11 protein-coding genes are annotated in these 12,798 nt (G+C 64.4%); 4 read left to right on the top strand and 7 right to left on the bottom strand.

The genetic code is table 11. From position 1 onward, the window contains the following. Window positions 1-119: 119 nt before the first annotated feature. From QZL63_RS05175 to QZL63_RS05150, 6 genes are all read right to left on the bottom strand, one after another. On the bottom strand, window positions 120-1,844 hold the full coding sequence (locus QZL63_RS05175; protein ID WP_022308265.1) for an acyl-CoA dehydrogenase family protein: 1,725 nt from the start codon (window positions 1,842-1,844) through the stop codon (window positions 120-122). Then, window positions 1,844-2,863, bottom strand: a complete 1,020-nt coding sequence (locus tag QZL63_RS05170; RefSeq protein ID WP_022308264.1) for an electron transfer flavoprotein subunit alpha/FixB family protein — start codon at window positions 2,861-2,863, stop codon at window positions 1,844-1,846. Before QZL63_RS05170 ends, QZL63_RS05175 begins: the two co-directional genes overlap by 1 nt. A gap of 13 nt (window positions 2,864-2,876) precedes the next feature. Then, the gene (locus QZL63_RS05165; RefSeq protein WP_022308263.1) at window positions 2,877-3,755 is read right to left on the bottom strand and encodes an electron transfer flavoprotein subunit beta/FixA family protein; all 879 of its coding nucleotides are present in this window, start codon (window positions 3,753-3,755) and stop codon (window positions 2,877-2,879) included. 22 nt (window positions 3,756-3,777) lie between these two features. Continuing rightward, window positions 3,778-5,043, bottom strand: coding sequence for an adenylosuccinate synthase (locus QZL63_RS05160; RefSeq protein WP_022308262.1), 1,266 nt, complete (start codon window positions 5,041-5,043; stop codon window positions 3,778-3,780). Window positions 5,044-5,229: 186 nt separating this feature from the next. After that, window positions 5,230-5,850 (bottom strand): leucine-rich repeat domain-containing protein, encoded by a 621-nt coding sequence (locus QZL63_RS05155; protein WP_022308261.1) that lies wholly within the window; start codon window positions 5,848-5,850, stop codon window positions 5,230-5,232. A gap of 17 nt (window positions 5,851-5,867) precedes the next feature. After that, on the bottom strand, window positions 5,868-6,155 hold the full coding sequence (locus QZL63_RS05150; RefSeq protein ID WP_290586094.1) for a hypothetical protein: 288 nt from the start codon (window positions 6,153-6,155) through the stop codon (window positions 5,868-5,870). 200 nt (window positions 6,156-6,355) lie between these two features. Between QZL63_RS05150 and ligA the strand changes: the two genes are divergently transcribed. The 4 genes from ligA to QZL63_RS05130 all read left to right on the top strand — a co-directional run bounded on the left by ligA (window position 6,356) and on the right by QZL63_RS05130 (window position 11,707). Further along, the gene (gene ligA / locus QZL63_RS05145) at window positions 6,356-8,479 is read left to right on the top strand and encodes an NAD-dependent DNA ligase LigA (protein WP_022308259.1); all 2,124 of its coding nucleotides are present in this window, start codon (window positions 6,356-6,358) and stop codon (window positions 8,477-8,479) included. Window positions 8,480-8,560: 81 nt separating this feature from the next. Further along, entirely contained in the window at window positions 8,561-9,451 is an 891-nt protein-coding gene (gene dapA, locus QZL63_RS05140; RefSeq protein WP_022308258.1) for a 4-hydroxy-tetrahydrodipicolinate synthase, read from the top strand. 31 nt (window positions 9,452-9,482) lie between these two features. Continuing rightward, window positions 9,483-10,220, top strand: a complete 738-nt coding sequence (locus tag QZL63_RS05135) for a DUF4919 domain-containing protein (protein WP_022308257.1) — start codon at window positions 9,483-9,485, stop codon at window positions 10,218-10,220. After that, window positions 10,217-11,707, top strand: coding sequence for a clostripain-related cysteine peptidase (locus QZL63_RS05130; protein WP_022308256.1), 1,491 nt, complete (start codon window positions 10,217-10,219; stop codon window positions 11,705-11,707). Before QZL63_RS05135 ends, QZL63_RS05130 begins: the two co-directional genes overlap by 4 nt. Before the next feature lie 264 nt (window positions 11,708-11,971). Here QZL63_RS05130 and QZL63_RS05125 read toward each other — a convergent pair. Beyond that, window positions 11,972-12,798: pseudouridine synthase (locus tag QZL63_RS05125; RefSeq protein WP_290586091.1), on the bottom strand; the 827-nt coding region annotated here is incomplete at its 5' end.

Genomic DNA, 12,798 nt, shown 5'->3' with positions numbered 1-12,798 from the left:
GTCCCGGGAGGGCCCTCCGGCAGCGGGTTGCCCACTCCGCAAAAACGAACGGAGACCTCCGCGTGGCGGAGGCCTCCGTTACCTGAACCGGCCGGGCGGCGTGGCCGCCCCCGATGTCGTTACTCCTGCTCGCCTACGGCGCGGAACAGCGCGACGTCCTCCGTCGTGGAGGCCATCACGTAGCCGTAAGCCTCGGCCACCTTGCCGGCGGCGAGTTTCGAGAAGATGCGGGCCGAAGCCACGTAATCCTCCGACTCGCCGGCCTGACGGGCCAGCAGGTAGGTGATGATGATGTGTCCTGCGGTCTCGACCAGACGGCGGGCATGGAAGTCCTTGAACCCGGCGCACTCCTTGTCGCCGGCCTCGACATGGGCCACCATCTCCCGGAACTTCGCCGTCCACTCCGCGGCCCTGGCCACCACGGGCTGCATTGCCTCCGAATACTCCCCGGCGGCATAGCGCTCGATCTGCTCGAGGAACGTGCCCTTCGTCACGGCGTTGATCGCCGCAACGACCTGCAGCTGCGAGGTGCCCTCGTAGATGTTCATGATGCGGGCGTCGCGGTAGAGGCGCTCGCACGGATAGTCCTTCATGAAGCCCGAGCCGCCGTGGATCTGGATGGCGTCGTAGGCCAGCTGGTTGGCGTACTCCGACGAGAAGAGCTTCACCAGCGGCGTGAAGCCGTCGGCCAGGCGGTTGTAGAACTTCATCTCCTGGCGCTCCTCGGCTTCGAGCGAACGTTCGTGCGAGATGTGCATGTACTGCTTGTAGACCTCCACGAAGCGGGCCGTCTCGTAGAGCAGCGCGCGGGCGCCCTGCAGCTTGGCCTTCATGTTCGAGAGCATCTCCGAGACGGCGGCGAACTGGATGATCGGCTTGCCGAACTGGGCACGCTCCTGCGCATACTTCAGCGCCTCGCGGTAGGCAGCCTCGCACAGACCCACCGACTGCGCGCCGATACCCAAACGGGCGGCGTTCATCAGCGACATGACGTACTTGATCAGACCCATCTTGCGGTCGCCCACAAGCTGTGCCGGAGCATTCGTGAAGACCAGCTCGCACGTAGGCGAGCCCTTGATGCCGAGCTTGTTCTCAATGCGGCGCACCTTCACGCCGCCGTCGCGCTTGTCATGAACGAGCATCGACAGGCCGCGGGCGTCGGTCGTTCCCTCCTCGGTACGGGCCAGGACGAGCGAAACCTCGCCGTCGCCGTTGGTGATGAAGCGCTTCACACCGTTCAGGAGCCAGGTCTGCCGCTCCTCCGACCAGGTGGCCTTGAGCATCACGGCGCCCAGGTCCGAACCGGCATCGGGCTCCGTGAGGTCCATGGCGCAGGTCGCGCCGGCCGACACCCACTTGAGGAACTTCTCCTTCTGCTCCTCCGAGGCGAACTCGTTGAGCGTCTCGGCGCAGTCCTGCAGGCCCCAGATGTTCTCGAAGCCGGCATCGGCACGGGCCACCATCTCGTTGGCCATGACGAAGCAGATGAGCGGGAAGTTCAGACCGTCGTACTTGCGCGGGAGGGTCATGCCGCTCAGTCCGGCATCGACCACGGCCTTCATGTTGCGGACCGTACCCGAGGCGTACTCCACGTGGTCGTTCACCACGCGCGGGCCCTCGTGGTCCACACCCTCGGCATTCGGGGCGATCACGTCGCCGCACACCTCACCGGCGATCTCGAGCACGCGGCGGTACGAGTCCATTGCATCGTCGAACTCCTGCGGCGCATAGTCGTACAGCTCCTTGTCGGCAAACCCGCGCTCCTTCAGCTCCACGATCTTCCGCATCAGCGGATGATTCAGATGGAACTGCAAATCCTTGTTATCTGAAAAGAAATTAGCCATTACTTCGAGTTTTGCTTATAGTATTTGATCATCTTGGGGATAATTTCGTTCACGTCGCCCGTGATGGCATAGTCGGCGATCCGGTTGATCGGCGCCTCGGGGTCGGTGTTGATCGAGATGACCATCGACGACTGGTCCATGCCGGCCGTGTGCTGGATCTGTCCCGAAATGCCGCAGGCGATGTAGAGCTTCGGGCGCACCGTGACGCCGGTCTGTCCCACCTGACGGGCATGCTCCGTGAATCCGGCATCAACTGCCGCACGGCTTGCACCCACCTCGGCGCCCAGCACGTCGGCCAGTTCGTGCACCAGACGGAAATTCTCCTTCGATCCCATGCCGTAGCCGCCGGCCACGATGATCGAAGCGCCCTTGATGTCGATCTTGCGCTCCTCGATCTGGCGGTCGATGATCTTCACCGCCAGGTCCGTATCCTTGACGTATTTCCGCCAGTCGATCGCCTTCACCTCTCCGGCTGCGGGCTGTGCGGCGTACTCCTTGCGCATCACGCCCTCGCGGACGGTGGCCATCTGCGGACGGTGGTCCGGATTGACGATCGTGGCGATGATGTTGCCGCCGAAGGCCGGGCGGATCTGGTAGAGGAGGTTCTTATACTCGGTGCCCGTCTTGGCGTCCTTGTGGTCGCCGATCTCGAGCTGCGTGCAGTCGGCCGTCAGGCCGCTGTGCAGCGCCGACGATACGCGCGGCGCGAAGTCGCGGCCTACGGGCGTGGCGCCGAAGAGCGCGATCTGGGGTTTCTCCTCCTCGATCAGCCCGCACATCACGGCCGTATGGGGCAGCGTGCGGAAGGGGTTGAAAATCTTGTCGTCGGCGACCCATACCGTATCGGCGCCGTAGCGGGCCAGCTCCTGCTCGATGCCGGCGAGGTTCTCGCCCAGCACCACGGCTTCGAGTTTCACGCCGAGCGTCGTGGCCAGTTCGCGGCCCTTGGTCAGCAGTTCGAGACTCACGTCGGCGACCTTGCCGCCCTCCATCTCGATATATACGAATACGTTGTTCATCTCTCAGTGCGCATTAACCGAGCGTGTGGCTCGCAATCAGTTCGACCATCAGTGAATCCATCTCCTCGTCGCTGCCCGAGAGCTTCTTGGCCTCCTTGGCGGCGAACACCACGTTTTCGATCTTCTTGACCTTCGTGGGCGAGCCCTGCAGACCGAGCTGCGACTCGTCGGGATCGACGTCCGCAGCGGCCCACTCCACGATCTGCAGATAGGGCGTCGCGGCGGCACGCCGGGCAGCGACCGAGTCGGCGGCTGCGGCGATCTCCGACGAAGCGAGAGCATACTTGTATTTCATCACGCGCTTGGCGTTGCGCGGGCGGCACTCGGCAGCCGAGGCATTGACCGTGATGACGGCCGGCAGCGGGCACTCGACCACTTCGGTGCCGTGCTCGAGGCGGCGTTTGATGACCAGCGACGACTCGCGGATCTCGACGATCTCCTCGGCGTAGGTCACCTGCGGCAGGCCCAGTTTCTCGGCCACCTGCGGACCCACCTGCGCCGTATCGCCGTCGATGGCCTGGCGGCCGGCGACGATCACGTCGGGCATGATCTTGCGCAGGGCGCACGAAAGGGCATAGGAGGTGGCCAGCGTGTCGGAGCCGGCGAACTTGCGGTCGGAAAGCAGATATCCCCCGTCGGCGCCGCGGAACATCGCGTCACGGATGATGTCGGCGGCACGCTGCGGACCCATCGTCAGGATGTGCACCGTCGAGCCCTCGACGGCGTCCTTGAGCCGCAGGGCGGCCTCCAGCGCATTCAGGTCTTCGGGATTGAAGATGGCCGGCAGCGCCGCGCGATTGACCGTCCCTTCGGGCGTCATCGCATCCTTGCCCACGTTGCGGGTGTCGGGCACCTGCTTGGCCAATACGACAATTTTAAGCGGTTTTTTCATAACAGGTATTATAGGTTTTGACTTATCTTTCGATCGTTTCGTCGCGGTCGGGACCCACCGAGATGATCTTCACGGGCACGCCCGTCTCACGCTCGATGAACTCCACGTAGCGCTTGAACGCCTCGGGGAAATCCTCGTAGCGGCGGCACGAGCGCAGGTCGCACTTCCACCCCTCGAAATCGGTATAGACGGGCTTCACCTCGCCCGAGATCGAATAGGGGAACTCCGTCGTGCGCACGCCGTCCACCTCGTAGGCCGTGGCCACGCGGATCGTCTCGAAGTCGTTCATCACGTCGGACTTCATCATGATGAGCTGCGTGACGCCGTCGATCATGATGGCGTACTTGAGCGCCACCAGGTCCAGCCACCCGCAGCGGCGCTTGCGGCCCGTGACGGCGCCGAACTCGTGGCCCAGCGTGCAGAGGCGGTCGCCCGTCTCATCGAAGAGCTCCGTGGGGAAGGGACCGCTGCCCACGCGCGTGCAGTAGGCCTTGAAGATGCCGTAGACCTCGCCGATGCGGTTCGGGGCCACGCCCAAACCGGTGCAGACGCCGGCGCAGACCGTGTTCGACGACGTGACGAAGGGATACGAGCCGAAATCGACGTCGAGCAGCGTGCCCTGCGCCCCTTCGGCCAGCACCGATTTCCCGTCGGCCAGGCAGCCGTTGATGAAGTACTCGCTGTCCACGATGCGGAAACGCTTGAGGTATTCGACAGCCTCGAACCACTGACGTTCGAGATCCGTGATGTCGTAGGCGTAGTCGAGGCTGCGGAGTATCTTTTCGTGACGCGCCTTGGCTGCGGCATAGATCGCCTTGAAGTCGGGGCTGAGCAGGTCGCCCACGCGCATGCCGTTGCGGCTCACCTTGTCGGTGTAGGTGGGGCCGATGCCCTTGCCCGTGGTGCCGATCTTGGCACTGCCCTTGGCGGCCTCGTAGGCTGCGTCGAGGATGCGGTGCGTCGGCAGGATCAGGTGGGCCTTCTTCGAGATGCAGAGCTGGCGGGTCAGGTCGTGGCCGCTGGCTGCGAGCGCCTCGGCCTCCTCGCGGAAGAGCACGGCATCGAGCACCACGCCGTTGCCGATGATGTTGGTCTTGCCGCCCTGGAAGATGCCGGAAGGAATCGAACGCAGGACATACTTCTCACCGCCGAATTCCAGCGTGTGACCGGCATTGGGACCGCCCTGGAAGCGGGCCACCACTTCATAGCGGGGCGTCAGCACATCCACGACCTTTCCTTTTCCCTCGTCCCCCCACTGCAGGCCGAGGATCACATCTACTTTTTTCATTGTAACCGGTTTATTATTTTGAGTACAAAAGACATTTTTAGCATCCAAAGGTATAAAATATTCTCCGAAACACCCAATCTGCGGCGGGGAGTTTTCTCAAAAAAACGATTCGCGGCAAAAGCGCAGCCGGAAACGGGCAAAAAAAAGAGGAGAGCCTTTCGCTCTCCTCCATCAGCCAAGCACGCATCAGCGGCGCACGACCTCCGTGATGCCGTCGTAGTAGAAGTTGCCCTGCTGCCGCCCGGCCAGGTAGAGGGTCTCGAGCTGCCGGCAGCCGCGCACGTCGGCCGACTCCATCCAGGCCGAACAGTTGGCCAGGTCGAGTGTCCGGAAGTCGCAGCCGCGGGCCGCAAAGCGCGTGAGGGAGACGTTCGACGTGAGGTCGAGCAGCGGGAGCGGGTTCTCCGAACAGTCCAGCTCCACGAGGGCGCGCAGCCCGTCGGTACGGAGCGAGGTCAGCCCGTTCGACGCACAGTCGAGCCGCTCGAGGTGGGCCAGCATGCCGACATCGAGCCGCGTCAGGCGATTCCCGCTGCAATCGAGCGAGCGCAGGTTCGCGAACTCGGCCACGTCATCGAGCGACGCGATGCCCCGCTGCGAACAGTCGAGCGAGAGAACGCGCTGCGCCTCGTAACGGGAGATGCGCCCGTCGCCGTCGAGGTCGTATTCACCGAGGCAGAAGGCCTCGAACGTCTTGTCGTAGAAGTTCAGATAGACACGCCGGTTCTTCTCGTCGCGCTCGTTGTCGGCCAGCCCGCAGGCCGTGGCGCCGAGCAGCAGCAGAACGGATAGCGCATGTCTTATCATAAGGTATCGGGAAAGGATCAGATGTCCACGTCGTCGTCGGACTGCTCCACCGAATCGCCGTCGTCGTCGCCGGCGCCCTGAAGCTCGTCGGCGCCCTTGATCTCGTCGTCGTAGTAGTCCTTGTCGTCCTCCTCGGTGGCGCCGTTGTCGATCTTCACGTCAATCTTCACCAGGTAGGCCACCTCGTCCGTGTCGAACGGCACGGCATAGAAAAAGTCGCCGTTGGGCTTGTCCACCCGCATCATGGCATCGGTGAATCCCAACGGATATTTCTCACGGACGGCCTCTTGCAATTCGGCACTCAAATTGTGGAAACTGGTTACGATATGTTTCTTCGCGGTATTCTGTTTGGTAGTCATAATAACTGTTGCTCGAAAATTTTCTGCAAGTATACGCAAAATTTGCATATTGCATCGCATCCGCATTTTTTTTGTTGCATTTTTTTTGATTTTCCCCGATCTTACAAACAAAATATGTACCTTTACGCGGGTTATACCTTGATTTTATGATACGCGAACGGATCGAAGAGCTGCGCCGGCTGCTCGACTACCATAACCACAAATACTACGTTGAAAACGCCCCCGAGATCTCGGATTTCGAGTTCGACACGCTCATGCACGAGCTGCAGCGGCTCGAGGCCGAGCATCCCGAATACGCCGACCCCAACTCGCCGTCGGTGCGCGTGGGCAGCGACCTCTGCGCCGAGTTCCGCACCGTCCGCCACCGCTACGCGATGCTCTCGCTCGGCAACACCTACTCGCTCGAGGAGCTGCACGAGTTCCTCGACCGCATCGAGCGCGAAGCCGGACCAACGGACTACGTCTGCGAACTGAAGTTCGACGGCACGGCCATCTCGCTCACCTACGAAGAGGGACAGCTCGTACAGGCCCTGACGCGCGGCGACGGCGTCGAGGGCGACGACGTGACGGCCAACGTCCGCACGATCCGCTCGGTGCCCCTGCGCCTGCGGGGCGAAGGGTGGCCCGCGCTCTTCGAGATCCGGGGCGAGATCCTCATGCCCTACGCCTCGTTCGACCGGCTGAACGCCGAACGCGAAGCCAACGGCGAGCCGCTTTTCGCCAACCCGCGCAATGCGGCGGCCGGCACGCTCAAGCAGCAGGCGTCGGCCGTAGTGGCGCGGCGCGGGCTGGACTGCACGCTCTATCAGCTGGCGGGCGACAACCTTCCCTTCACGACCCACTGGGAGAGCCTCGCAAAGGCCCGCGAATGGGGCTTCAAGGTCTCGGAACACATGCGCATCTGCCACGACACCGCCCAGATCGACGAGTTCATCGCCTACTGGGACGAGGCGCGGCGGCAGCTGCCCTTCCCCACCGACGGCGTGGTGATCAAGGTCAATGACTTCGCCGTGCGGCGCCAGCTGGGCTTCACGGCCAAGGCCCCGAAGTGGGCCGTAGCCTACAAGTTCAAGGCCGAGCAGGCCCTCACGCGCCTGGAGAGCATCTCGTTCCAGGTCGGCCGCACGGGCGCCGTCACGCCGGTGGCCAACCTCGAACCGGTATTGCTGGCCGGCACCACCGTGCGCCGCGCCACGCTCCACAACGCCGAGCAGATGGCCCTGCTCGACATCCGCCCGGGCGACATGGTCTATGTCGAGAAGGGCGGGGAGATCATCCCCAAGATCACGGGCGTGGAACTCGCACAGCGCCCGGCCGACAGCCTCCCGTTCCGCTACATCGACCGCTGCCCCGAGTGCGGCACGCCGCTGGTGCGCTACGAGGGCGAGGCCAAGCACTACTGCCCCAACCAGAGCGGCTGCCGTCCGCAGATCATCGGCCGCATGCTCCACTTCATCCGCCGCAAGGCGATGGACATCGAGGGGCTGGGCGAGGAGACCGTCGAGCTGCTCTACGACAACGGACTCGTGCACGACATCTCCGACCTGTACGACCTGCAGGCCGGGCAGCTGGCCCCCCTGCCGCGTCTGGGCGAGAAGTCGGCCGACAACATCATCCGCTCGATCCGCCGCTCGACCGAGGTGCCCTTCCGCCGCGTGCTGTTCGGACTGGGCATCCGCTTCGTGGGCGAGACGACGGCCAAATACCTGGCCGAGCACTTCCGCTCGCTCGACGCCGTGATGGCGGCCTCGCGCGAGGAGCTGGTCGAGGCCGACGAGGTGGGCGAGAAGATCGCCGACGCCATCCGCGAATACTTCGCCGACGCGGAGAACCTGCGGATCATCGGACGGCTGCGCCAGGCCGGCCTGCAGTTCGAGGAGGCGGCCCGCGAACTGGCCTCCGAGGCGCTTGCCGGGCGGAGTTTCGTCGTCTCGGGGCGCTTCACGCGCAGCCGCGACGAGATGAAGGAGCTCATCGAGCTCCACGGCGGACGGAACCTGGCGGCCGTATCGGGCAACGTGGACTACCTCGTTGCCGGCGAGAAGATGGGGCCCGCCAAGCTGAAGAAGGCCGAGAAGCTCGGGATCCGGATCCTCAGCGAGGAGGAGTTCCTCCGCATGGTGGGCGAGGCGGACGCCCCATCCGAACGGATCTCGCAGACGGGGCTCCCCGAGGAGCGGCCCGAACCCGCTGCCCCGACGGCCGGTCCCCGGCCGCAGGAGGGCGCGGCACCTGCCTCCGGCTCCGCACGCGAGCAGGAGCTTTTCTGAACCGGGCCCCGGCCCGGTCCGCGGCAGCCGGCAGCCGGCGCCGCACAACCGAACGAACAACGAAAAACAGTGAAAAACGACATGTTGCAATCCAAACTCTCCGGCGCAGGCGCCGCGATGATCACCCCCTTCACCGCCGACGGGCGCGTGGACTACGAAGCATTGGCCCGCATGATCGACTACGTGATCGAAGGCGGCGTGGACTATATCGTGGCCCTCGGCACCACGGCCGAGACCCCGACCCTCTACATGCCCGAGCGGGCCGTGATCGCGATGTTCATCACCAACCAGATCGCCGGCCGCGTGCCGCTGGTGATGGGCTGCGGCGGCAACTCGACCTCGGAGGTCCTCGATCAGCTGCGGGAGTTCGACCTGCGCGGCGCGGATGCCATCCTGAGCGTCACGCCCTACTACAACAAGCCCTCACAGGAGGGGCTCTACCAGCATTTCCGCACCGTATCGGAGCACTCCCCGCTGCCGGTGATCCTCTACAACATCCCGGGCCGCGCGGGTGTGAACATGACGGCCGAGACGACCCTCCGCCTGGCCCGCGAGGTGCCCAACATCATCGGCATCAAGGAGGCCTCGGGCAACATCGAACAGATCCAGCAGATCATCGACCACCGTCCCGAGGGATTCCTCGTGCTCTCGGGCGACGACGCACTGACCATCGAGTTGATGCGCCGCGGCGGCGACGGCGTGATCTCGGTAGCCGCCAACGCCTTCCCGCAGCGGTTCATGCAGTGCGTGCACCTGGCCGAGAAGGGCGACTTCGAGGCCGCCGGACGCGAATACGCCGCATTGGACGAGGCCGTGCAGGCGCTCTTCGAGGAGGGAAACCCCGTGGGGGTGAAGTGCGCCCTCTCGGTCATGGGCAAGATCGGCCCGACGATGCGCCTCCCGCTGGTCGAGGGGACCGCTGCGCTGCGCGAAAAGTTCCGACGGCTGATTGCGGAATACGATTTGCGGTAAAAATCCGTTCTCTACGGAAAACCGACTGCCTATGAAACGACTCTTTTGGCTGCTCCTGCTGCTGCCGGCGATCGCCGCCGCGAAGGTACCCGACGAGGAGGACATCCTCGCCCGGACGATGGACTCCTCGTCGCCCTACTACTACACGGGGCTGATGATGCGCTACAACGCCGGGGACGAGACCCTCACCGACGACGACTACCACTATCTCTACTACGGCTACGCCTACCAGGACGACTACAAGCCGCTCAGCTCGAACCCCGACCTGGACAAGCTGCTGCTGCTCGCCTCGGGGCTCGACCCGGACAATCCCGACCGCGAGACGCTGGAGGCGATCATCTCGGTGGGAGGGGATGCGCTCAAGCGCGATCCCTTCAGCCCGAAGATCCTCAACCTGATGTCCTACGCCTACGGAGCCCTGGGCAATCCCCGCGAGGAGCGGGCCTATGCCAACCGCATGAACGGCGTGATCCGCACGATCCTCGCCTCGGGCGACGGCTTCACGCAGAAAACCCCGCGCCACGTGCTGATGTTCGACCACGCACTCGACGTGCTGACGGTCGAGGGACTCTCCTACGGCAAGGCCCGCATCATCAGCCGCACGGTGGAGTTCGTGCCGCTGACCACCCCCTACACGGTCGAGGGGAAGAAGCGCCGCGGCTTCTACTTCGATTTCGGCCGGGTCTACTGGAACAAGCCCGAGGGTTACACCTACAAGCGTGACCGCACGTGGCAATTCAACAACCTCAAACCGCGCACCTACAAATGACCGCACCGCTCCTGCGCCGGCTCGCCGCCGGCCTGCTGATCCTGCCCCTGCTCTTCGGGGCGGGCTGCTCGGACGACAAGACCGAACGCCCGAGCCTTACGCTCTCCGCCGAGAAGATCGTGCTGCCGAGCGAGGCGGGAGCCACCGCCCGTCTCGACGTGACGGCCAGCGGGCCGTGGCAACTCGAGATATCGGGGTCGGGATTCGACGCCTCGCCCCTCCACGGCGGCCGCGGCACAACCTCCGTGACCCTGACGGCAACGGAGACGAACACCTCGACCGCACGGACCAGCCTCGGCTCGCTGCACCTCTTCATGCCCCAGTCCGGTCCGGAACTGACGGTCACTGTCGAGCAGCGCCCGGCCGTGGCGGCGCAGACCCTGCTGCTCTACATGCCCGGCCGGAGCCTGGCCAGCTACTTCGAACAGAACATCGAGGGAATCCGCCGCGCCGTCGATGCCGACACCCCGGGCGACGGGCGGATCTTCGTCTGCTGGCAGCCCGCAAACCAGCGCACGGCCGAACTGTTCGAACTCTACTACGACTCAAACAGCGCCTCGTGCGCCACACGCGAGGTGAAGACCTACACGGAATTCAATGCCGGAGACCCCGAAAGCGTGCACACGCTCTTCGCGGAGCTGGCCGACGAGGCCCCCGCACTCAGCTACGGGCTCATCATCGGCTGCCACGGCAAGGCCTGGGTGCCGGCCTCGGCCGGCACACTCGCACGCGGAGCCCTGCGGCCGTCGGACGGAGCGAAGGAGTACTGGCAGCCGGCTCCCGGGGCCTACCCCACCCGATCGTTCGGCGACTCGGGTTACGAGATGGACATCACGGAGCTGGCCGACGCCCTCGCGGCACTGCCCTACCGCTTCGACTTCCTGCTCTTCGACGACTGCTTCATGGCCAACATCGAGACGCTCTACGACCTGCGCGCGTCGGTCGATCACGTCATCGCCTCGCCGTGCGAGATCATGTTCCCCTACGACCGCATCATCCCGCAGATGTTCACCGACGAGGGACGCTCGCACGACCTCGGGGCCGTATGCTACGAGTTCTGGAACCTCTACCAGAACGACTATGCCTCGACCATCTACCGCATGCAGTCGGGATGTATCATGCTGGCCGTCATGTCGGAGATCGACCGTCTGGCCGACGTCATGCGCCGCATCAACCGGACCCCGGCCGCGGAGTACGACCCCAACACGCTGCAAACCTACGAGGGGCTCTCGCCGCACCTGTTCTACGACATGGGGCAATACGTCTCCGTGCGGTGCAGCGACGCGGCGCTGCTCGACGAGTTCGCGGAGTGCTTCGACGCAGCCTTCCCGCCCGAGAGCCGGCTGCACACCGACGGTTTCTATTCGGCCTACAACAACCGGATGAACCCCATCACCCACTACTCGGGCATCACGATCAGCGAGCCCTCGACGAAATTCACGGAGGAGAACCGCGCGACGAACTGGTACCGCGCGACGCACGAATAGCTCTCCATCCGCAAAACCGGGGTGGGCAGAAGAGGATGAAACCGGCCGGTCCCGAAACGACGCTCCGGACTCCACCCGCAGACCCGGCCCCGGCATCCGCAGAAAGGGAATCCCCGGACGGAACCGTACCCTTGCAGGTACTTCCGTCCGGGGATTTCCCGTATGTTCCGGTATGTTCGGGCGACGCGGCAGGGCGGCATGCTACCATCGGCGCGCAACCCCGCACCCGAGCCCGCGGCCTTGCGGCAGGCCCGGCGCCGTGCGCTACTCGTATTGTCCGGACTTGAGCCGCTCGACCTCCTCGCGCGAGAGGAAACGCCAGGCACCGCGCTTGAGGTTCTTCTTCGTGAGGCCCGCATAGTAGACGCGGTCGAGCTTGGTCACCGTGTAACCCAGGAACTCGAAAATGCGGCGCACGATGCGGTTGCGGCCCGAGTGGATCTCGATGCCCACCTCCTGCTTGTTCTCCTTGACGTAGGAGATCTCGTCGGCGAAGATCTCGCCGTCCTCGAGCGTGATGCCCTCGGCGATGCGGTCCATGTCGGCGCGCGTCAGGGGCTTGTCGAGCGTCACCTGATAGATCTTCTTCTTGCGGTAGGAGGGATGCGTGAGCTGCTTGGTCAGGTCACCGTCGTTGGTGAAGAGCAGCAGCCCGAGGCTGTTCTTGTCGAGGCGCCCCACCGGATAGATCCGCTCCGTGCAGGCCCCCTTGACCAGCTCCATGACCGTCTTGCCGGCATGCGGATCGTCGAGCGAGGTCACGTAACCCTTGGGCTTGTTGAGCACAAGGTAGACCTTCTTCTCGCCCTGCACGCGGCTGTCGTTGAACTTCACCTCGTCGGTCGGCAGCACCTTCGTGCCGAGTTCCGTAACGATCTGCCCGTTCACCGACACGAGGCCCGCGGTGATGAAATCGTCGGCCTCGCGGCGCGAGCAGATGCCCGACTGGGCCAGGAAACGGTTCAGGCGCATCTCGCCCGACTGCTTCGCGGGATCGTATTTCGGGTAGGAGGCCGGCTTGGAGTTCTCCTTGCGGAAGGCCGGCCTGGAGGCGTGCTGTCCCGGCTTGCGGTCGCCGAAGCGGCGGGGCA

The sequence above is a fragment of the Alistipes sp. CAG:268 genome, assembly GCA_000434235.1.
Lineage (GTDB): Bacteria > Bacteroidota > Bacteroidia > Bacteroidales > Rikenellaceae > Alistipes > Alistipes avistercoris.
This window is presented reverse-complemented; position numbering and strand designations above follow the sequence as displayed.